Below are 26221 nucleotides of genomic sequence, written 5' to 3' on the forward strand. Positions count from 1 at the left end.
AAATCCGATTCGCCAGCGACGGGAAGCTGCCTCACCAGCCTGCAGAAAGCCGAACTGAATTTGCAGGTTACCCCCTCCCCTTCCCGATCGTTTGGTTTTTACTGCCGTGAACGGTGTGAATTTTCCGTAATAAAAACTTTGGCCGAAATACATTTTTCGCCCGTCAGCCTTCGGGAGCGTCCCTGCTTACTCCACCTTAACAAACCGCCCCACCCACTGCCGCTTCCCCGACCGCAGCCGCAGCCAGTATACTCCCGCCGGCAGCGAGCCGACGTTCAGTCGGTCGCTCTCCAGTCGGTGCTTCCCCAGCGACCGGCCATGCTGGTCGTAGAGCCAACCGTGGGTGGGTGCGGGGCCGGGCACCGTCAGGTGGAGGGTATCGCGAGCGGGTACCGGCCACAGGTTCAGCGGCTCCGCCGTAAAGCGGGCTACCTGACTGGGCATCTCGGCGAACAGCCACTGGTAGGCGGCCGAGAACTCCCGCGCCCAGTACCACTCGGAGTGCTGTCCGTCCTGGTGGAGTTCGGTGCGCAGCTCGTCCTCCGAAAACCCCGCCTCACTCAGCAGCTGGGCCATGGCCACTACGTCGTCCGTGACGCGGTTGCTCGCTGAATTTTCCCCGTAGCCGGCCAGGAAGTAATAGCGCTGCGGCGCCTGCCGACCGGCCTCGGCTACAAAGTCGTAGATGTCGCCGGTGTACCACAGGCTGGGCGAGAACACTCCGGCGCGGCCGAAGACCTGCGGGTATTTAGCAGCGGCGTAAAGGGTGATCAGTCCACCCAGACTGGATCCCATGATCCCGGTATGCTCGGCCCCGTCCAGGGTCCGGAAGTTAGCGTCGACGTGGGGCTTAAGGGTTTCCACGATGAAGTCCACGTAATCGTCGCCCCGCCCGCCCCCGTAGCGGGCGTTCGCGTAGGGCGTCAGCTCATTGATGCGCTCGCTGCCCCCATTGTCGATGCCCACGACGATCACCCCCGGATCGCCGGCGGCGTGGAGGGCGTTGAGGGTCTCGTCGACTTCCCATTCCCCGGAAAAGCTGGTGGCCATGTCGAAGAGGTTCTGTCCGTCGTGCATGTACAGCACCGGGTAGCGGCGGTTGCTGATGGCGTAGTCGGGTGGCAGGTACAGCATGATGCGCCGGTGGCGGTCCAGTTGGGGCATGTAGAAGGCCGCGTCCAGCACGGTCACGTTCTCCGCCGCCGTGGAGGGTTGGGCGCCGCCCCCGCCGCCGTCTTCCCAGCCGGCGATGGCTATTGCTTCGACCTGCTCGCCACCAGCATAGGTCACGCTGCGGTTCGGCCGGTTATTCCCCTGGGCGGTGCCCTCCACCGTGGCCCAGTCGCCCCGGGTGATCTTGTACTCGTAGGTGGCGGCCGCCAGGTCGAGGCGCAGTTCCCACTTCCCGTCGGCGTTCTGCTTCATTTGGTAGTCCGCGTTCCCCGGTGCCCAGCCGTTGAAGTTTCCGGCCACGTAGAGGGTCACGGGATCGGGAGTACTGGCTGGCAATTCGCTGATCCGCAGGATCAGCTGGGCCGACAGCGTCCACGAACAAAGGCAAAGAAGCAGGAGGGAAAGGAAGGTGCGGTACATCGGGCAAGGATAGGGAAAGTATCGGGGTCCGTCTTGCTTCCTGCGGCCGCTTCAGGTTTGGGTACCGTGGATTGCGCGGATTAAGGTCGCAGATAGTGATACGTGGTATCCTCCTGCTCCATCGGTGGCTTCCACTCGGCGAGTGGAAGGACCGTTCACCCCCGAAAGAGCCTACTCCTCCCCCGCCAGCGGCGAGATCATAATGTGCGCCCGGTGGGTACCCGGATCCATGATCCAGGGGTGGTTGGGCGCGACGGGCGATTCCGGCAGACCGGTAGATGCGGCGGTAGCGTACGGCATATATACCACGTAGCGGTACTGGGCACCGGGCACCTTGCCGGTGGCGGCGTCATAGCGGGCCTCGGGGCCGTAGTAGATGTGCAGGGCCGTACCGGCGGGGCCCATGGAGAGTTTTTTCGACTTCACCTCGTCCTCCCGCATGGCGAAGATCTCCTGGGCGCTCTTTCCTTCGGCCTTGAGTTCGCGGCCGCGGGCCATGAAGGGCTCCAGGTCCTTGTGATAGCAGGCCGCGCTGAAGCCGTCCTGGTTGGGATCGTCGGCCAGACAGATGAATTCATTGGTGCCCTCCCGCAGGGTGACGAACTCCCCGGCCGCGTTGTAGCCGATCACCTTGGCGCCCGCCCGGCTCGCCTCCGGGGCGGCCAGTACGGCGGTGGCGATGCGGGCCTCGTCGGTGTCGATTTCCGACAGCTCACCGTGGTCCGCTTCCTCGGTCCGGAATTCCGCGCCGGCATCCTCGATTTGGGGCGCGGGGGCGACTTCCTCGGGAGCCGGTTCCGAATTACAGGCGTAGAGGGGCAGGAGGAGAAAGAAGGAATAGAGCACAGGCTTCATGGCACGAAAAGTTTGAGCGTGGTATAGTGTGGGGACTCGCCCTGCAGCAGCCTTAGTTGGCTGGGAGCACGGGGAATCCCCCCTGAAGCTAGGGATTTTTTGTCACTGCTCATGGCACCCGCTTACGAGCCGTACCTGCATGCGGGGGCGCGGCGCGCAGGTTCCGGCTAACGGTAGGAAAGCCCCTACTCCACCTTCCTTACTTCCGAGCGCTCCGAAATGCCGTTCTCGTTGAAGGCCTCGATCTGGAAGTAGTAGGTATCGGCCTTGTCCATGCCGGTGAAGTAGTAGTTGTTGTCGCCGTAGACCATGATGCTGCCGTAGAGCTTATCGGGGTCCTTGCCGAAGTAGATGTTGTAGCCGTCGGCCTCGGGGTGGTTCCTCCACTTCATCCAGGAGGCCAGGCGGTTGCCATCCTTTTCGCGGGAGGCGCGCAGCACCACGAAGTCTTCCACCGGCGCGGGCTTTTCCCCCGCCCCCCGTCCGAAGACGCGGAAGCCACTGATGGCGAACTTGCCGGTGGGCATGGCGTGGTTCTCCAGCTTCAGGTAGCGAAACTGTACCGGTTCGGGCAGTTCGATATAGTCGTGGGGCACGTCCGTCTGGTTTTCCCGCTTGTCGACCACCACTTCCCACGCCTGGCCGTCGTTGGAGCCGTGGATGACGTACTGATGCTTCTTGCCGAGGGTCTTGCCCAGGAACTCCGCGTCCTGGTCGGCGTAGTTCACCTGGATGGCGTGGATGGTGGACACCTCCCCGAGGTCGGTCTGCAGCCACTCCCCGGCCTCCCCCGTGGCGGCGCTCCAGTAGGTACGGATGTCCTCATCGACCGCGAAGTTGGGGTGAAAGCCGCCCAGGGTGGACGACACCTGCACCGGTTTCTGGTAGTTGAGCAGCATCCAGCCGGCGAAGAGCCCCTCGGTGAAGTCCTTCCCTTCCGCCGCTCCGGGCAGCAGGGTGGGATAATCCCCGAAGGCCGTGTTGCAGTACATCACGTCGTCCGCGTCGAAGCCCGCCGGCCAGATGCCGAGCCGCCGCTCGAAGTTGTTCTTCACCGAGATGAAGATGGTGGATACGTGCCAGTACTGCCCGTGCTTGTCCTGGAAGGTGGCCCCGTGGCCGGCTCCCCGCGCGAAGCCGCCCGGCTTGTAGGAGAAGGGATTGTGGGCCTGGTAGCGGAAGCCGCCCAGGGGATTTTCGCTCACCAGCACCCCATCGGCGTAACCGCTGAATTCGGTGCCGGGGGCCGCGTACTGGAAGTAGTACTTGCCGTTGTGTTTGGTCACCCAGGCGCCCTCCACGAAGGGGGCCAGGAAGACGTTGTCGTTATACTCCCCGAAGCGCTCCCAGCCGTGGTCGTCGGGGTGCAGCTTCATGATGGGGCGGGTGAGGCCGGTGGTCTGCAGGTCCCCGGTGCGAATCTCGGTACCCAGCAGGGGAAACTCGTTGCTGGAGCCCCAGTAGAGGTAGAGGCGGTCGTCTTCTTCGTCGTAGTGGAAGGCCGGGTCCCAGGCTCCCACGTTGAGGGTGTCCACGGCGATCTCCCAGTCGTCGACGGTGGGATTTCCGCTCTTCCAGATGGGGAAGTCCAGCTCCCAGGTGGAGCCGTAGACGTAGAGCGAATCGCCCATCACCCAGGCCGCCGGGGCGTTCAGGTCGTGGGTGTACTTGTCGTCGAGCAGGAACTTGCGGTAGACGAACGTCCAGTCGAGCATATCGGCGCTGTACCAGTAGCCCTCCTGGTTGGTGGAGAACAGGTAGAGGGTATCACGAAAGTTGACGATGACCGGATCGGCCGTGGCCCGGTGGCGCCCCTGCTCCGAAAACCGCTCGAAGGGGGTATAGCCGTAGTCGATGTTGATGGGGTTGCAGTAGGTGCGCTGTTGGGCAAATACGGCCGACACACAAACCACGAGCAGGACCAGGGGTAGAGCAAATTTTAGCATGGGGGCAATCTCGGGTATTTCCGCAGATTATGTCAGATACCGGGGCTCGTAGTCTGGTTTACCTACAGCGGCGGCCCCACGAACTCCTGCCCGTGTAGGAGAGAAATGTCCGCCATGGATTCCATCGACAGTGTTCCGGCTTCGTGGGCGGCGAAAAAGGCGCGGAACATGGCTTCAATGGACAGGGCCGGTGAGAAGATGTACCGCAAGCGGCCGGGCGTATCCCCGATGTTCTTGAAGGCATGGACGGTCCCACGCGGGATGAAGGCCACGTCTCCCGGCGAAAACTCAAATCGCTCCCCTGCGACTTCGGCGATGAACTGTCCTTCCAGAAAGAAAAAGGTTTCATCCTGCTCGTGGTGAATATGCCTTCCCGGACCGACTCCGGGTTCCACGATGTCCTCGAAGATGGCAAGTTGCCCATCAGTTTGCTCCCCGGACAGCAGGAACTTGAGGGTAATGGCGCCGGGAAACTTGAGGGTGTCCGCCTGTTGGTAGCTGGTGTGAACGGGGTGCATCTAAAGTGAGCAGTTGGGTGAGGAATATCCGCCCCCAATTCGATTCCTTTCAGTATCTGCGGCGCGTAAAACGGTGCGCCTGATCGAGGACTGTTGCCGGCACCGGCCTTCAAGTATACAAATCTCCCTGCAGGTATTTCAATCCCGTATCGCACACCACGGTCACCACACGCTTTCCGGGTCCCAGTATTTTCGCCCGTTCCAGGGCCGCCCACACGTTGGCCCCGGAGGTGGCACCACCGATGATGCCCTCCTGTTGGGCGAGGTTGCGCGCGGTCCGGTAGGCCGCTTCGTCCGACACCGCCATCACGTCATCGATCAGGTCTTTTCGCAAGATGGAAGGGACGAAGGAGAGTCCGATCCCTTCCAGTTTATGCGTTCCGCCGGTCTCTCCCCCGGAAATGTTCCGGACGTGCAGTGGCTCTACTGCGATGACTTTCAGTTCCGGATACCTCTCCTTCAATATTTCTGCGTTTCCGGATATACATCCTCCTCCGCCGGTGGCCATGACGAATTCATCGATCCCTGTTCCTATCTCCTCAATGATCTCGCGGGCCATCTGGTGGTAGCCCAGCTTGTTGTCCGGGTTGTTGATCTGGTCGGTCCAGAACGTGTTGGGTTCCTGGATCAGCTCCTTGGCCCTTTTGATCATCCGGTTGATGACTTCAGCGGTCAGCTTGCCATTTTCCGCGGGAATGAGTTCCAGGGTCGCCCCGAAGGCCCGCATCGTCTGCAGTTTTTCCCGGGCAAACCCGTCGGAGGAAACGAAGTGGGCCCGGTAGCCCTTCCGGGCGCAGACCATGGCCAGTGAGCTGCCCGTGCTGCCACCGGTGTACTCCACCACGGTCATCCCTTCTCTCAGCTCGCCCCGCCTTTCCGCCCCTTCGATCATGGACAGCGCCATCCGGTCTTTCATACTCCCGGTGAGGTTGGCCCCTTCGAACTTGACGTAAACCTCCGCCATATCCGGCGTCGTCAACCGACTGAGCCTGATCAGGGGGGTATTTCCAATTCCTTTCATCTATTGTTTTGTGTACTTAGCGCTTCGTCCGGTGGGGCTGCACGGGCCTACCGCGCTGCTCCAACCAGGATGGTCGGCGCCCCGCCGGTCGAAATCCGGTTGGCGTCCGCGGCGACTTCCTGCATTCCCGAAGAAGCCATGGTCGCTTGTAGGGCCTCCGTGGACGGAAACGGCATGGCAAACATCTGGTAGTATGGAGGATCGCCGTCCGGGCCGGGAAGGAAGCGGGTCACGGTATAGGGCTTTTCCCCCGCGGGGATGCCCGTCTTCTCGTGAAGTACTTCCAAGTGCCGATCGTAGTCCTCCTCGAAGCGGTCGACGTCCTTCGGTTGGGGATACAGGACTATTAATTCTACCATACTGCAATGTGTTGTGTTAGAGCCAACCCTGGTCGGTTTTCGGCTTTCCCGTATTCCCTTCCCGCAGGCAGGGTATGGTCTTTTGCAGGTATCGGGATGCTGTTCCACCGCCGGAAGTAAAGCAATATAGTGCCGAACGGGAGATGTATGTGCTCACCTCACGGCAACAACGGCGACAGGTCGTAGTGCGGCCGCCCGCGCTTGCGGTACCACAGCGCAAATACAGCGATGATGAGCAGCAGCTCCGACAGATCGCCCCAGTAGTACATCAGCTTGGCCGCCGCGCGGATTTCCTCCGCGGAGTGGATCCCGCCCCGGGGGTAGAGGTAGGCATACATGACCTTGCTGAGCGTTGCATGGAGGGCCACGCTGAGGAAGAGTACGATAACCCTCAGGCGCAGGCGCGGCCGGCGGGGCACCGGATCCTCCCCGATCACGGACCAGGTAAAGAGATAGCCGGCCGCGAGGAAATGGAAATGGAGGAGATGGTGCAGGTGGGGCGCGTGCACTACGAACGCGTACAGCGGGGTGAGATACAGCAGGTACATCCCGCCGATGTTCAGCAGCAGAGCCGTAACCGGATGCGTCAGCAGGGCCACCCCGCGATACCGAAATACCGCGGTAACCCTGCGGGCCAGCCGCACCGGCAGGGCCCGCAGCGCCAGGGTTACTGGCTGCCCCAGCACCAGAAAAAGTGGCGCAAACATCCCGATCAACAGGTGCTGCACCATATGACCGCGCAGGTCGTGGTGCGCCCATCGGGCCACCTCCGGCAGCAGGGCCGTTCCGACCAGGACGAGTCCCAGGAGGAAGCTGGCCGCCCGCCATCCGTCGGACCGCTTGCGATCCCTCAGCCGGTAAAGCCCATAGCCATATCCCAGCGCCAAAAGCAAGACCAGGACCAGGGGCAACCAAGCGCTCATCCTTCCATTCTATTGCGACGCAGCAGCACCCAGCCGATCGCCAGCAGGATCAGGCCCGCGGCGTTCCAGGCGATGTCGTAGGGAAGCAGGTTTTCCACGTAGCGGATCTGGTGTAACCGCAGGACCTTGTGGTCCACGATCCCGTCGAACAGCTGGAAGCCCCCGAGTCCGAGGAAGAAGCCCGCCCAGGCCCGGCCGGTATCCAGGGTGTCGCTGCGGCGCAGATCGAGCAACAGGAAAAAGCCGGCTACGAGGGCGACCAACTCCGCCGCGTGGAGAAAACCATCGCTCAGGAGAGCGATCTGGGGGGTGGCACCGTCGTAGAAGTGGTGCCACGCCAGCACCTGGTGAAAGATGATCTCGTCCACGGCGGCCATGACACCCACTCCGATGAGGGCCGCCGCCCGAATGGAACGCGTCGGCTCCCGATTTTTGTAATTGGTCCGCATGACAACAAGCGTTGCTCTTCAGTCAGGAACAAAAAAGGCATTCCCGATGATCGGCTCCCGGCCCCGGCTTTTTTTTTGGTGGCCCGGCACCCGCGCGCGGCGACGCCCCCCTACACCAGATGAAAGCAGTCCTTCCCGGCATCGGTATAGGGCGAGTGCTCTTTCAGGTATTCGGTCATGGCCTCCACGGCGGTGACCTTCAGTTCCTGGCGCTTCTGACCCACCCCCGGAGGCACTCCCTGGGAAGTCACGAAGGCTACCTTGTAGTAGCGATCCATCTCCAGGTGGTCGTCGCCGCAGTAGATTTCCTGAATTCGCTGCCCGCGCGGGTTTTCAATCCGCAGGTTCACCCGCAGGCCGGAGCACCGCTTGACGTAGCCGCCCATCTGCTGCAGGGGGTCGCAGGAGAAGGTCCGCTCGAGGTTTTCCTCCAGCAGGTCCCGGATCTCCCGACCGCTGAGTTCCACCGTGGACACGGGAGGGTTCATCGGGACGATATTGTACAGGTCCCAGGCGGTGATCTTTCCGGCCGGAATCGGGGCCCCGTACCGCCACCCGTTGGAGAGAGCGATCCCGGTGTCGGTAGCGTAGCGCACGGAGGCCAGCAGGAGGTTGTCCATGGAGGCATTCAGGGTGCTGTAGCGGTGCAGCAGTACCTTCGTTTCTCCCACTACGGTTTCCTTGAGCGACTGGTACGGCTGCACCGCCGTGGCCACCAGGGCTTCCACCGCCGCGTCGGGGGTTAGCTGCTCTTCGACCTTCACCAGGGTATACCTGTGATCCCGGACCGCCCCGCCCTCAATGTCCAGCTGCAGGTGCCCCAGAAAGGAACCGTGGCAGCCGCACTGGATGACGATGGTGTCGTTCACCCGCACGCTCCGGTAGAGGCGGTTGTGGGTATGGGCACTGAGGCATACGTCGATGCCCTCCGTCTGCTTCAGCAAGTGGACATCCTGGGGAAACCCGTTGTGTGAAAGAAGAATGACGATATCCGCCCCTTCCCCGCGGACCTGCCTGACGTAGGCGGGCAACTCCTCCGCCCCGCTCGTCACCTTCAGTCCCTCGCTGAAGCGCGCCGGCATCGTCTTGTCGATAATATGGGAGCAAATTCCGATCACGGCCACCTTCACCTCCCCGACCTGCCGGTGCATATAGGGCGTCAGGAACAGGCTACCATCCTCCTGGTAGACGTTGATGCCGAGGACGGGGTAATCCAGCCGCTCCGCCAACTGCTGCAACTGCCCGGGACCGTAGCCGAAGTCCCAGTGGCCCACCATGGCGTCAAACGCCAGCGCATTCAGGATGGGCAGCAGCGCCTCCCCTTCCGATTCGACCACGGGCAGGGTACCGTGCAACGTATCCCCACCGTCGAAGAGCAGGGTATGGGGATTCCCGGCCCTGACCTGCTCTATCAGGCCAGCCAGGCGGGCGTACCCGCCGACCACTTCCGTGTAAGGACCATTCTTTCCGTAAAACACTTCCGGGTGGGGCTCCAGATACCCGTGCACGTCGTTCAGGTAGAGCAAGTCGATCTTCATGGCATTGTGGGCTGTAGAGGGTAAACTGCTACCACAACTCCATCTTCTGCCGCAATGTTAGGGACGTTGGCAATAGCCCGCCGGGACGCATCCGACCAGATCAACTACCGGCCGCCAGTTCCGGAAAGTATCGCTGCAGGATCGACTCCAGCAGGGGCACGGTGAGGGGTTTGTTGTAGAAGCCCATCACCCCCGGGGTCTTTTTGGCCCGCTTCCGGTCCTTGCTGTATTCGGAATACGTCAGGATCAACACTACGGGGCGCAGTTCGGCGGGAATTTCCAGGTCGTTGTAATGGTCCATAAACTCCCAGCCGTTCATGGCGGGCAGGTTGATGTCCAGGAAGATGAGGTCCGGCAGGCGGTCGGGAGCGTCCCGCCAATCCTTCACCATTTCGAAGGCTTCCAGGCCGGTGGTGGCCACGGTGATTTCCCCGGCGCACCCCAGCTTGGTAATGATTCGCTTCTGGAGGAACACGTTGGCCGGGTTGTCCTCAACGAGCAGAACCGACAGCAACTCGTGTTCCGTGGTCATGTGGCGAGGCTTTTGTTGATCGTGAAGTAGAAGGTACTGCCGACCCCTACCTCTGACTCTAACCAGATCTTCCCACCGTGGAGTTCGACGATCTTCTTGCAATTCGCCAATCCGATGCCCGTGCCGGGGTACTGCTCGTTGCTGTGCAGCCGCTGGAAGATCACGAAGATCTTCTCCTTGAACCGCTCTTCCACCCCGATGCCGTTGTCTTCCACGAAGAAGGTATACTCCTCCTCCCCTTCCGTCACCCCTATCCGTATCCTGGGCGCCACCCCCGGCCGGCGGAATTTGATGGCGTTATGGATCAGGTTCTGGAACAGCTGCGTCCACTCGATTTCGTAGACGTTCACCCGGGGCAGCGACGAATAGACGATCTGGGCCCCGGTTTCCTGGATGGATTTCTGCAGGCCACTGAGGATCTCATTCAGCACCTTGTTGGTATTCACCATCCGCCTGGTGCGGTTCTTACCGACCTTGGAGTACTGCAGCAGGCTTTTGATCAGCAGCGACATCCGGTCGGCACCTTCGCGGATGTAGTTCAGGGCCATGCGCGCCTCCCCCTCGAAATTGTCCTGGTAGTCCTCCTCGAGGATCTCCACGAAACTGATGATGGTCCGCAAGGGCTCCTGCAGGTCGTGGGAGGTCAGGTAGGCAAACAGCTCCAGCTCCAGGTTTTCTTCCTTCTTCAGGTGGAGCTCCCGGGTGCGGTCCTCGATCATATCCTCCAGTATCCTCACCTTGCGTTCGGCCAGTTCCAGCTTCTTCCGGTACCGCTCTACCTTTTCCGCTTCACTTTCCATTCCCGGCAGCGAAGTTTAGGTGGAAGTCGCAGAATTCGACGCCGTCCTTGGTGTAGATGTTGTGAGACTGTTCGATGGTATAGTTGAAATAGTCGGCGACGCCCGCGATCAGCCCCTCCATCATGTGGTAAAGCTTCCGCTTGGAGTAGTAGGTGATGATCAACTCCTCCTCCGACGGCTCCGCGTACACGAAGGTGGGCAGGTAGGTATCGGTGTACAGCTTCTTGACCTCCACGTGGACGACCTTCTCGATGGTCTTCAGGAATTCCTTGGGATGGTCGTAGGGAGTGACGAACACCGGATAGCGCTCCGCCAGCTTGAAGAACGCGAAATGCCCCAGTTGGCGCATGAACTCCGGGTGGGAGCAGCCCAGTTCGGGGGCGGCATGGGTGACGATCTTCAGGAAGTCCTCGTCCGGGTAGGTGCCGGGGGCTACGAAGGGCTCCCGGGTCGACAATCCGCTGGAGGCAACGAGGTGCTCCATCCGGTCTTCACCCATCCTGTCTACAAGGAAATACTCTAAAATATTAAACAATATTCCTTTCATCGGGACCGGTTAGCGCGCAGGTAAATTCGCCTCGTCAAAACGTTGTCGTGGACAAATATTCCCCGCAAATTTCATCAGCTCAGATTCGTACCCGGTCCGCCGCGGGATGACGGCCAGGGACGGGGGCGAAGGTAACCGGTTTTTCCCCATTTCCTTAGGTTCCGGCTCCCGCGTTAGCATGATACGGCTTTGACCACGGGATTCCAAGCGTTCACGGACTACCGGGGTGACGCGGGCAGGTTCCTTTCCAGGACCAGGAACTTCTCGTCCATGACATTGCCCACCAACAGCAGGTTGCCCCAGGGCACCGCGACGCTGGAACCGGACATCCCCCTGCCATCCTCCAGGTACAGCCGCTCCACCGTGAAGTCGCCCGGCTTGCGGTATTCGACCCGGATGACCTCCGAGGGAGCAATGTCCCTTTTCCCCTTGGCGTAGGCGATGAATCTCAACAGGTTGGGGTGGGCGCCGATCCAGAGGTTACCCGCCTCATCCAGTTCAATGTTATCGACTCCCGTGCCGCAGGGTATATCCTCGATGTGGGAAAGGGAGCCGTCTTTCCCGACCGAGTAGACCTTTACCGAGAAGCGCCGCAGGGCCGCCACGTAGAGCAGCTCCCGGCGGGGGTCGTAGGCGATTCCGTTGGCGTAGGCAATTCCCCCCGCCACCTCCCGGTAGTCTTCCCCGTCGTAGTACACCACCGTCGAAAGCGGCAGACCGGCGAAGTCCTCCACCGTCTTCCCTACCCCGCCGGCAAATCCGTGGTCGTTGGTGAAGTAAAAGCGATCCTCCCCCACCATCACCAAGTCGTTGGGGCTCACCATCGAGGGATGGGTGAGGGTGCGGAGATGACGGAGCTTTCGGTCCTGCACGCTAAATACCTCGATGCTGTGCCGACCGCCGGCGTGGTTGATGGCCATGAGCCGGTAACCGCCCTCCGTTTTGAACAGGGAAATCCCGTGGGGCGCGAAGGGCCTGGTAAAGGCAGTCGTCAGGGGAACGGGCGCGAAATCGCGGGTGCCCAGGTCGATCAAATAAAGCCCACCAGGTTCCTGCGGCGGCGCGGGAAAGCCGCGGCGGTCGGTAGCGGAGACGATGGCGAAGCTGTCCGCCCGGGCGATCGTGATGTCCTCCGCCCCCGCCAGGGCCACCGAATCCAGTACCCGGCCGTCAAACTCCGGCTCGATGGACCGGAAGTAACCGGTGGAAACCAGCGTATACCCGAAGAACAACAGCAAAGCGGCCACGACGGCAAGGGCTATTCGAAGGAAGGTGCGCATACGGGAAGATAACCGCTTATCGCCGATCACTACCGACGGATGGGCGCACCGGAGATTACCGCTTCCCGCTTCCGTCGTTCCAGTGCTCGCGGATGATTTCCCGGATTTCCGGGTTGTCGTCGTCCGTGTCGCCCAGTACTTCGCGCAGGGACAGGATTTCCTCCTTCATTTGGGCGATGATGTCCCGGTAACGGGGGTCTTCGTAGGCGTTGCGCAGCTCGTGGGGGTCTTCTTCCAGGTCGTAGAAGTCCCAGTATTTGGTGGGTGCCTCACCGGGGGCGTATTCGTTTACGGCCAGGCCGTTGCCGTAGAAGAAGGCCAGCTTGTAGCGTTGCCCCCGGATACCGAAGTGGCCGGGGCGGTCGCGGGAGTGGTCCCAGTAGCGGTAGTAGGAGTACTCCCGCCAGTCGTCCGGGGTGTTGCCCTGCAGGTTTTCCCGGAAGCTGCGGCCCTGCATGTCAGCGGGATAATCGACGCCGGCGTAGTCGGCGAAGAGGGCCGAGAAGTCGACGTTCTCGATCAGGTCGCGGTTGCGGGCGCCCGCCCGTACCTCACCGGGGAAGCGGATCACGAAGGGCATGTGGATGGACTCCTCGAAGATGAGCCGCTTGTCGAACCAGCCGTGCTCCCCGAGGAAGTAGCCCTGGTCGGCGGTGTAGATCACCACGGTGTTTTCCGCCAGGCCCGATTCCTCCAGGTAATCCAGCAGCTTGCCGATGTTGTCGTCCGCGGCCGCGCCGCAGCGCAGGAAGTCCTTGACGTACTTCTGGTAGGTCTTCATCCGGGCTTCGTCGGCCGTCAGCCCCGCCACCGAGAAGGGCAGTTCGGGGTAGTTCATGAAATCCTTGCGGAGGGAGGAGTCGGCGGTGGCCGCCAGGTAACGCTTCGTCAGGTTGTCGATGGACTGTCCCACGAACGAGCGCCCGGTGGTCTCCGGCCCGCGGTCGTAGAGGGTGGCGGGCACCGGCAGGTCCACGTCGCGGTACAGGTGGCTGAACCGTTCCGGATAGTCGAAGGGCTCGTGGGTCGCCTTGAAATGGGTCATGGCCAGGAAGGGCCGGGTGGTGTCGCGCTGCTCGATCCAGTCGATGGTCATATCGGCGATGATGTCCGAGCTGAATCCCTGGTACGGCCGCCCGCCGCCGTAGTAGTCCTCCCAGTTGTCCGCCGTCTTCATCACCGGGTTCCAGTATTCACCCTGCCCGGGCAATACGCAGTAGTAGTCGAAGCCCGCGGGCTCCTGCTTCAGGTGCCACTTGCCGATGACCGAGGTCTGGTAGCCCCCGCGCTGCAGCTCCTTGGCAATGTTGTTGTACGCGGGCGACAGCCCCGCCCCCAGGGTGGTCACGCCGTTGACGTGGCTGTACTGCCCGGTCAGGATGGTCGCGCGGCTCGGCGTACAGATGGAGTTCGACACCAGGCAATTCTCCAGCACGGTACCCTCCGCGGCCAGCCGCCTGATGTTCGGGGTGTGGGCCAGGTCCTCCAGAATGCCCCCGTAGATGCCCCAGGCCTGGGCCGTGTGGTCGTCGGACATGATGAAGAGGATGTTCGGTCGCTCGCGGTCCTGGCCGTAGAGGTCGGTGGAGCACAGCCAGACCGCCCCCAGCAGCAAAAAGGCTAAGAGGCGGGTGAATACGTGGGAAAGGGAAAGGCTGGTGTTCAAGGCTCGGAAAATCTGGGTTATTGAATGGGTGCGGACCGGAGTATTTCTCTCACTTGCTTCACTGGTTGGCCGTCGCGAAGAGGCCGAACATGTCCTGGTCCAGTTCGGCCGGGTCACCGGTCTGTTCGATGAGGCTTTTCAGTTCGGCCAGCAGTTCGGCTTTTTTCTGCTCGAGCTCGGCGTTCCCGCTGAGGTCATCCATCTCCCAGGGGTCCTCCGCCAGGTTGAAGAGCTGGTGGGTGACCACCCCGTCCTTGCTGCTGACGATGAGCTTGTAGTCGCCCTGGCGCACGGCCCGGTGGGCGCCCCGCTGGTCGATCCGCTGGTCGTTGGGGCCGGCATTGTAGCCGTAGTGCATGGACTCCCTTACCTCCGCTTCCTGCTGTTTCAGTACGGGCGCCAGGCTTTCGGTTTGGACGGATTCGGGTACCGGCAGGCCGATCAGTTCACACAGCGTGGGGAAGACGTCGTGGAGGTAGGCCAGGGCGTCCACCCGGTGGTTCTCGGGGATGCCCGGCCCGCGGAAGACGAGGGGCACCTTTACGCTGTGCTCATAGACGCTCTGCTTGCCCAGCAGTCCGTGCTGGCCGACGGCCAGCCCGTTGTCGCTGGAGAATACGACGATGGTATTGTCCGCCTGACCGGAAGCTTCCAGGGCGTCCAGCACCCGCTGGATCTGGGCGTCCGTGGCCGTGATCATGGCGTAGTAGTCGGCCAGGTGCTGCTGCACCTCTTCCCGGCGGCGGGGGAAGGCCGCCAGCTTTTCGTCGCGGATCTTCATGTCGGCGATGGGGAAAGGGTGGCCTTCCAGGAAGTTGACCGGCAGCTCCGTTTCCGCGGCCGGGTAGCTGTCGTGGTAGGCTTCCGGAGCGGTGCGGGGGTCGTGGGGGGCGGTGAAGGCCACGTACATCAGGAAGGGGGCGTCGTCGGAGGTATCCCGCTGCAGGAAATCCACCGCGGCGTCGGCGAATACTTCACTGGAGAACTTGTCCTCGTCGGCGTACGGCTCGGACCACCCGCTGCCCGGAGCAAAGTCCGCCACCCGCGTACCGAAGTGGGTGGTCATGCCCCCCAGAAAGAGTGCCCTGCCCTCCTCGAAGCCGCGCTCGATCCACTGCCTGCCGTTGTGCTGCTTGCCGGTAGCAAAGGTGCGGTAGCCGTTGGCCTTGAAGTACTCGGGAAAGGTGAGGTAGCGGGATTCTCCCCGCAGGCTGTCGGCCACGGCGAAGGCCGCGTACACCCCCAGCTCCAGGTTGAAGTAATGGCGGCCCGTCATCAGCATGGCCCGGCTGGGCGAGCAGACGGCCCCGTGGGGCGCGCCCAGGATGTAGGAATTGGTAAAGGAGGTACCCTCGGCCATCAGTCCATCCGTGGCCGGCGTGGCCACCTCCTCGATGCCTTGGGCGCCCACCGCGGTGTACCGCTGGTCGTCGGTGAACAGGATCAGCACGTTCGGCCGCTCGGCCGGCGGGGAACTTTCAGCGGTCGTACGGCAGCCCACGGCGACCACCGTGGCCAGCAACATCAGGCCGGGCAGCCGGAAGCAGTAATCCGAAAGCCGAAGCGCAAGGGGGAGGAAATTCATCGGGGGGTAATTCTTTCAGGGTGCGGGCAGGGGGTTCTGCCGGGGGTAGCCCGAAGTTAATATTCTGCTGCGGGACCGGCACCCGCGCTTTGCCGCCGCTTTTCCGGCCGCCAACCGACTGTACGGACCGTTAGCACGGTGTTATTCGGGGAGATCAGGACTCCCGTTTATCGTTGCAGCCGATCCCTAAGCCCGCACCAGGCATCCCCTATCCAGCAGCTGGCATCCGCTTCCGGCTCGGCAGCGGGTGCCTGGCAAGTCGCCAGTGCCAGGAGGAAGAGGAGCGAGATACTTTTCATTCAGCGCAGTTTGATCACGGTGTTGGCCCGGCAGGACGGCTCCGCAGGATAAACCGCTTGCCGGAATCTACCGAAGAATTCCGGTACAGCCGGTGGGCGATGTACACGCAGATGGCGATGAGTACCAGCAGCACCGTCAGCTTCATCAGCACGGGGAAGGTGCTCAGCCGGGGCCCGCCGATCTCGGTGATCAGGCTGGTGACCACCTCGTAGATCTGAAAGATGGAGATCACCATCAGCAATACGTTCACCCAGAACTGGTAGCGGTGGTCGAGGCTGGCGTTGCTCTCCTCGATGAGGTGGTCGATCTGTTCCAGGTTGGCCTGGGTACGCTTGCGCCTTTCCAGGATGCCGCGGTGGACGAGCCCGTACTCGAAGAGGTCCTGCTCCGTCGGATACTGGAACACGTTCGGCAGGAAGTCGATGTTCAGCAGTTGGCGGATCTGCTTGCGGCTGGCTTCCAGCTTGCGGATGTCGACCACGCTCTCGTCGCCCATCACCTCCTCCAGCACCGCCCGGCTCCTGGCGAAGGCATCATTCACCACGTATTCGTTGTGGGCCAGTACGGCACTCGGGATCTGCAGGTAGGGGTTGATGCCGATCGTATTGACGGAGGCCGCAAACACGCTGTCGCCGTAGCCGAAGGAGGACAGTACCCCCCGGTTAATCGTCAGGAAGGAACTTTCGGTGGCGCTGCGGGGGACCAGGGTATCGCTTACTTCCTCAAAGCCCATACGGTCGTAGTCGAAGATCCCCAGGGTGATGCCGCAGAAGGCTTCAAAGACGTATTCGGCGTGCTTGTTCCGCGCGTACTGCCGCTGCACGTCTGCCGAGCTCACCTTCTTCCCTTCCTCATTGCTGCGCAGGTTCTCGAAGAGCTGGGCCAGCACCTCCCGGATCCGGTCCTGCTCATCGCCCTCCCCCACGGCGGTGAAGCGGCAGTAATCGGTATCGATGCCCACCACCCCGGTGCGGATGGCGTGGATGGAGGGTTTGTCCGGCAGGTCAGCCTCCCCTACGTAATCTTCTCGCCTGGCGTAACGGAGGCCGGACATCTCCTCGAACAGCTGGATGACGTCCAGCTCCCGATCCTCCCGGCCGGGGATGACGAACTTGATCTTGCCGAGTTCCCTCACCTTCTCCGCTTCCGTCTTGCTCTCCTGGGAGCCGCTGAAGAATTTCATCAGCTTGATCAGGTCGATCTCGTCGATCCCGGTGTCCTCCAGGGCGGAAAACACGAGGTGCCAGATGCGGATCTCGCTGTTGAAGAAGTAGGTGTAGTTCAGGAATACCTTCAGCCGGATCTCCTTCACCACCGCGTGAATGATCTCGCCCCCGCCCCCGCGCCGGGGCACCGTCCTCACCGTGGCGTGCCGCTGCTGCTCCCCGTCCGCCAACACGTAGAGCATTTCCTGCCGCCCCTCGGATACGAAAGCGAGGGTCTGGGGGAACCGCACGATCACCTCCCGGAAACCCGGAAAGTTGAAGCAGCGGGTATAGAAGGGCGGTGCGGACTGGTAGGCATACGACAGCAGGTCGGTCTCGAAGGAGTGGGTCACCACGCAGAAGCGGTCGTTCTGCTGGTGGGCCGACAGCGGGTCGGGATCCCCGCTGCCCCCCGACAGGGGCAGGTAACCCGCCGCGCCCCCCTGCCGCACCCCTATCCGGTAGTAGGATTCATCCACCAGGATCTCCAGACAAACGGAAGCCCGCCCGAACACCAGTTGCGGCCTTTCCCGCCGGGGCAGTTGCTTCAGGTAGGTGACCCCGGCGGCGGCGTAGTCGTTGCGCAGCAGGCTTTCGTACATCCGCTCGATGGCCGCCGTCGCGAAACCGGGGGCGGTGCCCGGCGTCCAGTCGCGGGCCCTTTCCAGTTCGCGGGGCAAGTCGCCCTCCAGGGCCTCCAGGCTGTGGTAGAACTCCACCAGGAAGCACAGCAGGGTGTTGATGCTGAGCAGGAATACGTCGCCGCTCAGCCGCGGAAAGGTGCAGAGGTAGAGGTTGGTTACCGGGGCCTTTTCCCGGTCCAGCGGGGGCTGTACGTAGTCGATGTCCACCCGCTTGGCCCCGAGCTTGTAGAAGGCGGTGAGCCGGTCGGCGGGGGCCATCGAGTCCGTCCCCTCGGGGGTCAGGAAGGGGTTGTTGGTCTCGAAGAACACCGCCCGGACGGGCCGCCCCTGTTCGCGGAGATGAGCGACCAGTCCCGGAATACCCCTTTCCCGGTCGGTTTCGATCAGCTGCCGGGCGATCCCCCGGTCGCGCGCCTTTTTGTCGACGAACAGGTAGGTAAGCATACAGCAGGCGCTGAGCGGGTAATACTCGAAGATGGCCCCCGCCCGCACCCGGCCGTCGATGGTGTAGGCGATCAGGTGGGTGTGCGGCTTGTCGGACCCCTCCCGGATGCGCTGCAGGATGTAGCGGGGCTCCTCCCGTTCGTTCTCGTCGGGGAAGTTGTCCTCGTGGGCGTATAGCGCGAAGAACTGATCGACCAGGGCCGCCCGGGCCTCCAGGTCGGCGGCGCTGAGTATCCAGTGCAGGACGGGACCAGACTTTACCATGGGCAGCCCATTTTGCCGGCAGGCGGGCACTTACCTGCCACTCGGTAAGTAAGCTAAGCCTTTTCCCGCATTGAAATGCCGCAAATTCGCGGGGCCCAACGGCTTTACCCCGGCACCCGCGGCCGCGCCGGCAGGAGCTAAGCCTCCACTTCGTACAGCTCGAGGGGCAGGCCGTCCGGGTCGTTCAGGAAGGTGAAGCGGCGGTCCGTAAACTCATCCACCCGGATCGGCTCCGTATCCACCTCCCGCTGGTTCAGGTAGTCCACCCATTGGTCCAGGTCCTTCACCCCGAAGGCCAGGTGCCGCAAGCCCCGGGCCTCGGGCCGCGTGGGCCGGGCGGGCGGGTCGGGGAAGGAAAACAGCTCGATGAGGTATTGCCCGCCCAGGGCGAGGTCCAGCTTGTAGGACTGCCTTTCCTCGCGGTAGACTTCGCTCAGGATCTCCAGTCCCATCACCTCGGTGTAGAAGCGTTTGGAGCGCCCGTAGTCGGAGCAGATGATGGCGATGTGGTGGAGGCGGTCGGGTTGCATGTTCCGGGTTTAGTGGTTGCTGCACGTGCGGCGACGAAATGTACGGCTTACCCGCACACCCGGCCCGCCGTGCCCACTTTTCAGCGCCGGCCCAGGAAAGCCTCCGCCTCCCGGATTTCCGGCCGTTGGTTATCGGTACCCGCAGTCTGGCTGACCAGCTGGGCGAAGTATCGCCGGGCCTTGTCGTGGTCGCCCAGCCGGTCCGCGGCGGTGGCGGCGCCGTACAACCCGTTGAACCGGTTCGGGTGGGTGGCCAGACTGCCCTCATAGGCGCGCAGCGCGTCCGCCGGGCGGCCCAGCACCCGCAGCATATCGCCCAGCAGTTCGCGGGCGGGCAGTACCTCCCCGGGGGTGACGGGGTGTTTGGCGGTGTTGTCCTCCATCGTCGCGGCTTCCTCCATCAGGGCGAGGGCCTCGGCTCGCTGCCCGCGGGCCAGACCTAGCCAGGCCTGCGCCGATTTGATCTGGATCATTACCTGATTCATCTGGTATGGGTCATCCAGGGCAGCCAGCCGCGTGTGCAGGGAATCCAGGGTCGCGATTTCCCTTTCGGCCGCTTCCCTCTCCCCCAGGTGAATTGCCCCCAGGGCCCGGCTAAAGTGAAGGATAGCCCGTTGCCAGGGGTAGTCCGCCCAGGGGAAGTCCATGGTGGAAAGCTCCAGCCCGGCCGCGGCGGGCCAGTCCCGGTTCTCCAGCGCAATACGCGCCGGAATGGCCGCCAGGGTGTAGGCCCCCTTGAAGTTTACGGGAGACAGCTTAGTGAAGGTATTCAGGTACTCGTTTTGCTGTTCCGCGTGGCGATTGTCCCCTCGCTGCAGATAGGCGTAGACCAGGTAATCCATACCGTGCAGTTCCTCATCCCAGTGCCCCTCCAGGCCCGCCCCCTCCGCGTAGCACACGGCCGCTTCGGTCGACCGGAGGTTGGCGGCGATGGATTCCTCCCACAGACCCAGGCGGGTGAAGATGTGGGATGGCATGTGCTGGGCGTGGGCCGAGGCCGGTGCAATGTCGGCGTATTTCCGGGCCGTCGGGAGGGCCTTTTCCGCCAGCACCGGGTTGTCATAGTTGTGAATGATGTAGTGGGCGATGCCGGGGTGGTTCGGCTGGTCGGGAAAGAGGGCCTCGAGGATCCGGCCGGCCTCCCGCTGGTTGCGGTAACTCTTGTCGCTTGGGTCCGCGGTGGCGTTCAGGGTCAGGGCGTAGAAGATGGCCGCTTCGGTGTCCTCCGGATATCGCTCGTGGATCTCGCGCATCTTGGCCGACATGTCCCGCGCCCGGGTTTTGGCGTCGATCGTCTCCCAGTCGCGGAAGTACCACCCGACGGCCTCCAGGTAGTCCCGCTCCCGCGCGGTGGCCGGCAACTCGCGGGCCGCGGCCAGGATTCTGGCCCCCTTTTCCAGTTCCGCTTCCCCCGGTGGAGCCCACAGGGCGTGGTAAAGGCTCATGGCCGCGCCCCAGTAGGCCATGGCACATTCGGGGTCCTCCGCGATGACCCGTCCGAAGGCCTTCTCGGCTTCGTCGTACTCAAAGGAGTGGAGCAGGGCCATGGCCAGGTCAAAGGATTCCCGGACCGCCGGCCGGCAGGAGAATCCGGACTGTACCTCCCCGAACGCCTGTCCGCTGCACAGGATGAGTTCCCCCTGCCGCAGGTCCAGCGCGGTTGGCTCGTCCGCTACCTCTTCGGGCTGGTCCCGGCAGCCGGCCAGGCCGAGCAACAGAAAAATCAGGACAGCGTAAATACCGGTGTGGTGTGCCATCGGACCCCAGGTTGACCAAGCCCCCCCACGGAGGGCTGTAAACCTATAATTTACGGGTTTTCAGTGGATTTTCCACCCTTCCCGGCACCCGCGCGCCGCAGACCCACTCACAGCTCCCTGTACATGATGTAGGTGTCCACCAGCCCCCGGGTAGCGTGGCGGAAGCCCTGCGACGTCGTGCCGATGATGCGGAAGCCGAACTGCTGCCACAGCTTCACCGCCGCCACGTTGGTGCTCACCACGATATTGAACTGGATGGCGCGGTAGCCACTGCGGCGGGCGAACTCAATGGAGTGCTCGCACATCAGCTTGCCCACGCCGCGGCCCCGGGCCCGCTCACCGACCATGTAGCTGCAGTTCGCCACGTGGTCGCCCAGGCCGGGCTGGTTCGCCTTGATGATGTAGGTGCCCACCACCTCCCCTTCCGCTTCCACCACGAAGGTGTGCATATAGTCGGCGAACCAGTACCGCTGCAGGTCGGCCCTGGGGGTATCGGGGGGATAGACGTAGGTGTCGCCAGTCCGGATGACGGCATGGAAAATGTCCCAGACGGCGTCGTGATCCGCCGGGGTGGCTTCGCGGAGGTGCATGTGAGGAGGGGTTAGGGAATAGTCGGCCGCTAAAATATTCTCTGGAAGGCTTCTCCGTCGAACTCCACCACGCTCCCGTCGTCCAGGGCGAACCACAGTCGCTCCGGCGGCAGTGTTCCTTTGAGATGTTGTGCTCCTCCCTTACGGATTGGTAGACCACAGCGAGGCCCCCTGCAGCATCGCCCGGCGGGGCAGCTTCAGGCCGGCCACGATGAGCTCCGCGAAGTCCTCGGGCTGCAGTACGCGGTCGGCGCTATCGCGGTCGGCGATGCCCAGCTCCACCGACATATCCGAGGCGATGGTGCTCGGCGTCAGGGTAGTCACGCGGATGTTGTGCTTGCGCACCTCCTTCATGAGGGATTCCGAGAAGCCGATCACGCCGAACTTCGAGGCCGAGTACGCCGAGGTCTTCGCGTTGCCGTTGAGCCCCGCGGTGGAGGCCACGTTGAAGATGTCGCCCTGGTTCTTCTCCACCAGCTGGGGCAGCACTTCGCGGGTTACGTAGTACATCCCCAGCAGGTTGGTCTGCACGATACGCGCCCACTGCTCTGCCTCCATTTCCAGCACGGTACCGAAGGCCGCGATGCCGGCGTTGTTCACCAGGATGTCCACCGCACCGAAGTGGTCGGTGATCTTCCCGATGCCCATTTTCACGCTCTCGTAGTCGATCACGTCGAAGGCCGCGTAGGTCGCGTCCACGCCGTGTGCTTTCAGTTCGTCCACCGTGTCCTTCAGCTGTTGCTCGCTGCGGCCGGTGATGGCCACGTCGATGCCTTCTCGGGCAAAGGCCAGGGCCGTGGCCTTGCCGAGCCCGCGGCTGCCGCCGGTGATGATCGCTTTCTTTCCTTTCAGTGCTTCCATGGTCGTTTACTTGTTGCGGGGCTAAGGTAGTCAGGGCCCGGTTTCCGGTGCGGCGGCGCGCGGGTGCCGGAAGACGATTAGCAGCAGCGCCGGTCCTCCTGCACGGGCGGGCAGGGGGCGGTGCCGTAACTGCAGAATACGCAGCAATCTCCCGGCTTGGGCTTCAGCAGCGTTTTGCAGCTTTCACATTCGTAGAAATACTGGCAGGCGTCCGTTGGCATTTCTTCCTCCTGCTGATGCCCGCAGACCGGACAGGTAATGATCGACCGGGTGACTACTTCCATCTTTTCAGCTTTGTCTTCTACCCGTAAAGGCGGCCGTAGCGAAAAGGGTTCTCCCCTTCACCGCCGCAGATCATCCAGAAAGGCGAAAATCTCCGCGTAGGCGGCCGCGAGTTCCTTGTCCGTAGGACTGTGCTTGCCCTGCGGTACGTACCGCAGCACGTCCCTGCCGGCCCGGAACTTCTCCGTGAAGGCCCGAAAGGTATCCGGCGGGATCTGATCGTCCAGTCCCCCGTGCCAGAGAAAGACAGGCGGGTCCCGGCGGTCGAAGTAGTTGACCGGCTCGTACACGGCCACCGCCCCGGGATCGGCGTAGCCATCCCCGGGGAACAGGGATTTCCCGGCCGCGCTGAACAACTCGTATTCATGGTCAACGAAAATCCGCTCGATGACGTCCAGCTGGTCCACCGGCCCGGAAAAATTGATGATGCCGACGATCTTGATACCCTCGTCCAGCCGGTCGGGATAGGAAGGATCGTTCCGGGACAGTCCCACGTTGGTGGCGATCTGGGCTCCGGCGGAGAATCCGGTCACGATCACCCGGTCGAGTTCCAGGGGATAGGCGTCAGCCTGGTGCTGGAGGAAGTTCAGGGCGAGGGGCAGATCGCTCGTCGCGGTGGCGATGCCGCGTTTCAGGCGGTAGTTCAGGTTGACGACGTTGAGCCCCTTGCGCAGGTAGGGCTCGATGTACTTTTCCTCCTTGGCCTTGTCGCTCAGGTAATACGCCCCGCCGTGCAGGAATACGATGGTGTAGTTGGGTTTGCCGTACAAGGCCGCGCTTTCGGAAAGGTAGATGTCCATCACCTGCTCGGGATCCGCCCCGTAGGCCACGTCTCGGTGCACGGTATAGGATGCTGCGACCTGGCTGGCAGACTGGTCGGACAAGGAAGACAGGCGCGTCGCGCAGGAAGAAAGGAGGATGGCGGCGGCGACCATCCAGCAAGGTATTCCGTAGTGCATCATTACCCGTTTACCCTAAAGCTAGGGGATGTGAGGCACTCAGCCCAGCAGTTTCTGCGCGCTGCCCGCCTCCAGCACGAAGGACGGGCTGTGAGTGTCCACCTTCAGTCCCCAGCGCTCCAGGATGGGCAGTTCCAGTTGCCGTTCCCGGTATTCGTCCGGCGACATGATCGGGATGCTGTATATGATGGGGTAATAGCGCCGACAGGCCGGACAGGTCAGCAGCCCCTCCAGGATATCCCCGTTGTCATTTTCCCGGAAGATGTGGGCGTTCAGGTCGCCCTTGTCGAAGGGGCAGCATAGCTTGTCAAGGAGATTCTTTTGCATGGATTCAGTTTTTCAGTTCTAGGAGGGCACCGCGGTAGGCGGCTACCGCCGCGGCCGGGTCCGCCGCGTCCAGGATGCCCGAGATCACCGCCACCCCGTCGAAGTCCAGCCCCGCCAGCCGCGACAGATTACCAGGCCGGATACCGCCCGACAGGAAGATGGGCACATCGGTGACGCCCCGGGCGGCCCGGATGTTTTCGGGGCGCACGATCTCGCAACTCCCCACGGAGGACGAAGGGAATACCGCGCAGAAACTGATGTAGTCCACGCCCAGCTCCCCCGCCCGTTCTATTTTTTCCAGGTCATTGCCGACCGTCACCCCGATCATGCTTCCTTCCAGGGCCATGCGGATCGCCGCCGGGTCCGCGGGGATTTCGTCAAAGTGTACTCCTTGCAAGCCCGCCTCGCGGGCCAGCGCCCAGTCTTCGTGCATGAGCACCGGCACCCCGTACTCGCCACAGCGGGCGGCAACCTCCCCCAGGAAATCGAGCTTTTGCTTCCGGGAGATCCCTTCCGCCCAGTGGTTCCAGACTTGCACCAGGCCCAGTCCGCCCTCCAGGGCCCGGGTCAGCTGGCGGAGCAGTTCCGGCCAATCCCTTTTGGGATCGACTACCAGGTAGACGCCGTGGGGTCGTTTCATTTCCATCCCGCTGCGTATGCCTGGTAAAATGCCGCCCAGTAGGGGTCCTTGCCGTCGAACGCGAACGCTTGCCGGCGACCGTCGGCGAGGAGGGTTTTGTCCGCCGCTTCGGTAAAGTGGCCGATAGTGGTTGCCGGAATCCCCGCCGCAGACAGGGCGCCGCGCAGGCTAGCTTCCGCCGCGGGGGCCACGGCGATGAGCATGGACCCCGCGCCCACGGCAAACAAGGGATCGATGCCGAACACTTCGGCCACGGCCCGTGCTTCCGGCTCCACCGGGATCAGCGCCGGGTTGACCGCAAAGCCCAATCCCGCCGCCTGCGCCATTTCGTCCAGCGCCCCCAGCACCCCGCCTTCGGTGACGTCGTGTATGCCGTGCAGGTCCAGGTTGGCGGTCAGGGTGGCCGCGGCGATCCTGCTTTCCTCCAGCACCGACAGCTTCCAGAAGTTCTCGGCGGCCTTTTGCTGCACCTCCACGCCGGCCCGGTCCTTCACCGTTTCCGGAAAGGCCATCGCCAGTAACGAAGTGGAGGAGAGGGCGGCCGATTTGGTGACCACGATGGCGTCCCCCGCCCGGGCACCGTTGCTGGTCAGGATGCTGCCGCGCGGGGCGGTCAGGAACATGGTGCCGCCACCGGCGAGGGTCGACTCCTGGCCGCCGGACTGCCCAGTGTGCCCGCCCGTAATGGCAATGCCGTGGACTTTGCACAGGTGGTCCACGAAGCCCCAGTACGCGTTGAAGTCGGCCCGCGACAGGCTCGCGGGCAGGTTCAGGACGAACTGGGCGTACTGCGGCGGGAAGCCCGTGGTGCTCATGTCGTTGGCCAGCAGGTGGACCGACAGCCAGGCGGAGACCTCCAGTCCCAGCGAAGGAATCAGCGAAAGCGGATCGCTCGATACCGCCAGGGCCAGGCCGTTGCCCAGGTCGATCACGCTGGTGTCCACGCCAAAGGAAGGCCCCTGGATCACCTCCGGCCTTGGCGCGCCGCAGCGGGGCAGCAGGTCTTCCTTGAACACCCGGGCGCTCACCTTCCCGGTTTGGTCCTCAAAGGCTCCCATCAGACGTCGTTCAGTTTCACGTGGAGGCCGAAGAAATCGCCGATGGGCACCCGCCACTGTTGGGTGGGGAACCACTTGGGCAGTCCCGTGGCGTTCCAGCTGATGGTGTAGTCCCGGTCGGGCAGGGCCTCCCGGATCAGGGCCTGCAGCGTCTTCGGGGTGTAGAAGGTGGCCGTTACGTAGTAGTTGTTCCGGCCGATGGCCTGCTGCACCTTGCGCCGGATCAGCTTGGGGGTGTTGCGGTTCATCATCCCGAAGACGATCCCGTATTTGCCCACCCGTACCGCCTCCCGGATTACCTGCACGGGATTCTGGTAGTACTCGAAGGTGGTCACGAAGGCCAGGGCGTCGAAGGTGTGGTCCTTGAAGGGCATGTGGTGGGAGTCGGCCATCACCAGGTCGCCGCCGAAGAGCTGCCGCCCCTGGGCCAGCATGAAGGGGGAGATGTCGCCCCCCGTGGCCTCGATGCCGATCTCGTGCCACCAGCGGGTGAAACGGGTGGTGCCGCAGCCGAATTCCAGCAGGGTTTTCACCCGGGCATCCTTCTTGATCAGTTGTTCCAGGGTGCGCTTCTGCCACACCTCCTGCCGCTTGTAGGGGCCTTCGTAGTACTGCTCGTAGTGGTCGGTGTCGTCGCGGTTGAAGAACCATTCCTTCCTGCCCTGCCAGTTGCGCAGCTCACCCCCGGGGGTCAGTTCGAAGGACGGTCTGTCCGTAATCTCTTTCATCGGGTCCGGTGTCTTGGGGT

The 26221-nt window shown here is 62.8% G+C and carries 26 protein-coding genes; all 26 read right to left on the reverse strand.

The window, feature by feature from the left end; all coding sequences use genetic code 11:
- Positions 1–186 precede the first annotated feature (186 nt).
- The 26 genes from CGL56_RS05290 to CGL56_RS05415 all read right to left on the reverse strand — a co-directional run bounded on the left by CGL56_RS05290 (position 187) and on the right by CGL56_RS05415 (position 26201).
- Positions 187–1593 (reverse strand): alpha/beta hydrolase-fold protein, encoded by a 1407-nt coding sequence (locus CGL56_RS05290; protein WP_099105425.1) that lies wholly within the window; start codon positions 1591–1593, stop codon positions 187–189.
- A 171-nt stretch (positions 1594–1764) separates the two neighbouring features.
- On the reverse strand, positions 1765–2448 hold the full coding sequence (locus CGL56_RS05295; protein ID WP_099105426.1) for a hypothetical protein: 684 nt from the start codon (positions 2446–2448) through the stop codon (positions 1765–1767).
- 185 nt (positions 2449–2633) lie between these two features.
- Complete coding sequence (locus CGL56_RS05300) at positions 2634–4394, reverse strand: discoidin domain-containing protein (RefSeq protein WP_099105427.1); 1761 nt, start codon at positions 4392–4394, stop codon at positions 2634–2636.
- A 62-nt stretch (positions 4395–4456) separates the two neighbouring features.
- Positions 4457–4912 (reverse strand): cupin domain-containing protein, encoded by a 456-nt coding sequence (locus CGL56_RS05305; protein ID WP_099105428.1) that lies wholly within the window; start codon positions 4910–4912, stop codon positions 4457–4459.
- Between the two features lie 109 nt (positions 4913–5021).
- A complete protein-coding gene (locus CGL56_RS05310; protein ID WP_099105429.1) occupies positions 5022–5933 on the reverse strand; it encodes a PLP-dependent cysteine synthase family protein in 912 nt (303 codons plus the stop codon).
- Positions 5934–5980: 47 nt separating this feature from the next.
- Positions 5981–6292: an EthD family reductase gene (locus CGL56_RS05315; RefSeq protein ID WP_099105430.1), complete on the reverse strand. Its 312-nt coding sequence runs from the start codon at positions 6290–6292 to the stop codon at positions 5981–5983.
- A gap of 158 nt (positions 6293–6450) precedes the next feature.
- Complete coding sequence (locus tag CGL56_RS05320; RefSeq protein WP_099105431.1) at positions 6451–7215, reverse strand: cytochrome c oxidase assembly protein; 765 nt, start codon at positions 7213–7215, stop codon at positions 6451–6453.
- The gene (locus CGL56_RS05325; protein ID WP_099105432.1) at positions 7212–7664 is read right to left on the reverse strand and encodes a DUF2243 domain-containing protein; all 453 of its coding nucleotides are present in this window, start codon (positions 7662–7664) and stop codon (positions 7212–7214) included. The genes CGL56_RS05320 and CGL56_RS05325 overlap by 4 nt, the downstream gene beginning before the upstream one ends.
- 110 nt (positions 7665–7774) lie before the next feature.
- On the reverse strand, positions 7775–9202 hold the full coding sequence (locus tag CGL56_RS05330; RefSeq protein ID WP_099105433.1) for a bifunctional metallophosphatase/5'-nucleotidase: 1428 nt from the start codon (positions 9200–9202) through the stop codon (positions 7775–7777).
- Between the two features lie 100 nt (positions 9203–9302).
- Entirely contained in the window at positions 9303–9734 is a 432-nt protein-coding gene (locus tag CGL56_RS05335; protein WP_099105434.1) for a response regulator, read from the reverse strand.
- Entirely contained in the window at positions 9731–10534 is an 804-nt protein-coding gene (locus CGL56_RS05340) for a sensor histidine kinase (protein ID WP_099105435.1), read from the reverse strand. Before CGL56_RS05340 ends, CGL56_RS05335 begins: the two co-directional genes overlap by 4 nt.
- On the reverse strand, positions 10524–11081 hold the full coding sequence (locus CGL56_RS05345) for a heme NO-binding domain-containing protein (RefSeq protein WP_099105436.1): 558 nt from the start codon (positions 11079–11081) through the stop codon (positions 10524–10526). The genes CGL56_RS05340 and CGL56_RS05345 overlap by 11 nt, the downstream gene beginning before the upstream one ends.
- Positions 11082–11299: 218 nt before the next feature.
- Complete coding sequence (locus tag CGL56_RS05350; RefSeq protein WP_099105437.1) at positions 11300–12361, reverse strand: SMP-30/gluconolactonase/LRE family protein; 1062 nt, start codon at positions 12359–12361, stop codon at positions 11300–11302.
- A gap of 55 nt (positions 12362–12416) precedes the next feature.
- Positions 12417–14027 (reverse strand): sulfatase family protein, encoded by a 1611-nt coding sequence (locus tag CGL56_RS05355; RefSeq protein WP_209280241.1) that lies wholly within the window; start codon positions 14025–14027, stop codon positions 12417–12419.
- A 58-nt stretch (positions 14028–14085) separates the two neighbouring features.
- Positions 14086–15612, reverse strand: coding sequence for a sulfatase-like hydrolase/transferase (locus CGL56_RS05360; protein ID WP_099105438.1), 1527 nt, complete (start codon positions 15610–15612; stop codon positions 14086–14088).
- Between the two features lie 313 nt (positions 15613–15925).
- Positions 15926–18469, reverse strand: coding sequence for a GNAT family N-acetyltransferase (locus tag CGL56_RS05365; RefSeq protein WP_143470621.1), 2544 nt, complete (start codon positions 18467–18469; stop codon positions 15926–15928).
- 137 nt (positions 18470–18606) lie between these two features.
- Positions 18607–18999, reverse strand: a complete 393-nt coding sequence (gene gloA2 / locus CGL56_RS05370) for an SMU1112c/YaeR family gloxylase I-like metalloprotein (RefSeq protein WP_099105440.1) — start codon at positions 18997–18999, stop codon at positions 18607–18609.
- 80 nt (positions 19000–19079) lie between these two features.
- Positions 19080–20756 (reverse strand): tetratricopeptide repeat protein, encoded by a 1677-nt coding sequence (locus CGL56_RS05375; RefSeq protein ID WP_099105441.1) that lies wholly within the window; start codon positions 20754–20756, stop codon positions 19080–19082.
- A 107-nt stretch (positions 20757–20863) separates the two neighbouring features.
- Positions 20864–21346 carry a GNAT family N-acetyltransferase gene (locus CGL56_RS05380; protein WP_099105442.1) on the reverse strand — a complete coding sequence of 161 codons (483 nt, stop codon included), beginning with the start codon at positions 21344–21346 and terminating at the stop codon, positions 20864–20866.
- Positions 21347–21487: 141 nt separating this feature from the next.
- Entirely contained in the window at positions 21488–22207 is a 720-nt protein-coding gene (locus CGL56_RS05385; protein ID WP_099105443.1) for a 3-ketoacyl-ACP reductase, read from the reverse strand.
- Positions 22208–22284: 77 nt separating this feature from the next.
- Positions 22285–22491, reverse strand: coding sequence for a GDCCVxC domain-containing (seleno)protein (locus CGL56_RS05390; RefSeq protein ID WP_099105444.1), 207 nt, complete (start codon positions 22489–22491; stop codon positions 22285–22287).
- Between the two features lie 57 nt (positions 22492–22548).
- Complete coding sequence (locus CGL56_RS05395) at positions 22549–23424, reverse strand: alpha/beta hydrolase (RefSeq protein WP_167641466.1); 876 nt, start codon at positions 23422–23424, stop codon at positions 22549–22551.
- 63 nt (positions 23425–23487) lie between these two features.
- Positions 23488–23775, reverse strand: a complete 288-nt coding sequence (locus tag CGL56_RS05400) for a Trm112 family protein (protein WP_099105446.1) — start codon at positions 23773–23775, stop codon at positions 23488–23490.
- A gap of 4 nt (positions 23776–23779) precedes the next feature.
- A complete protein-coding gene (locus CGL56_RS05405) occupies positions 23780–24415 on the reverse strand; it encodes a thiamine phosphate synthase (protein WP_167641465.1) in 636 nt (211 codons plus the stop codon).
- A complete protein-coding gene (locus tag CGL56_RS05410; protein WP_099105448.1) occupies positions 24412–25473 on the reverse strand; it encodes an AIR synthase family protein in 1062 nt (353 codons plus the stop codon). Before CGL56_RS05410 ends, CGL56_RS05405 begins: the two co-directional genes overlap by 4 nt.
- Positions 25473–26201, reverse strand: coding sequence for a class I SAM-dependent methyltransferase (locus CGL56_RS05415; RefSeq protein WP_099105449.1), 729 nt, complete (start codon positions 26199–26201; stop codon positions 25473–25475). The genes CGL56_RS05410 and CGL56_RS05415 overlap by 1 nt, the downstream gene beginning before the upstream one ends.
- Between the last annotated feature and the right edge of the window lie 20 nt (positions 26202–26221).

The sequence above is a fragment of the Neolewinella marina genome (assembly GCF_002631205.1).
GTDB classification, from domain to species: Bacteria; Bacteroidota; Bacteroidia; order Chitinophagales; family Saprospiraceae; genus Neolewinella; species Neolewinella marina.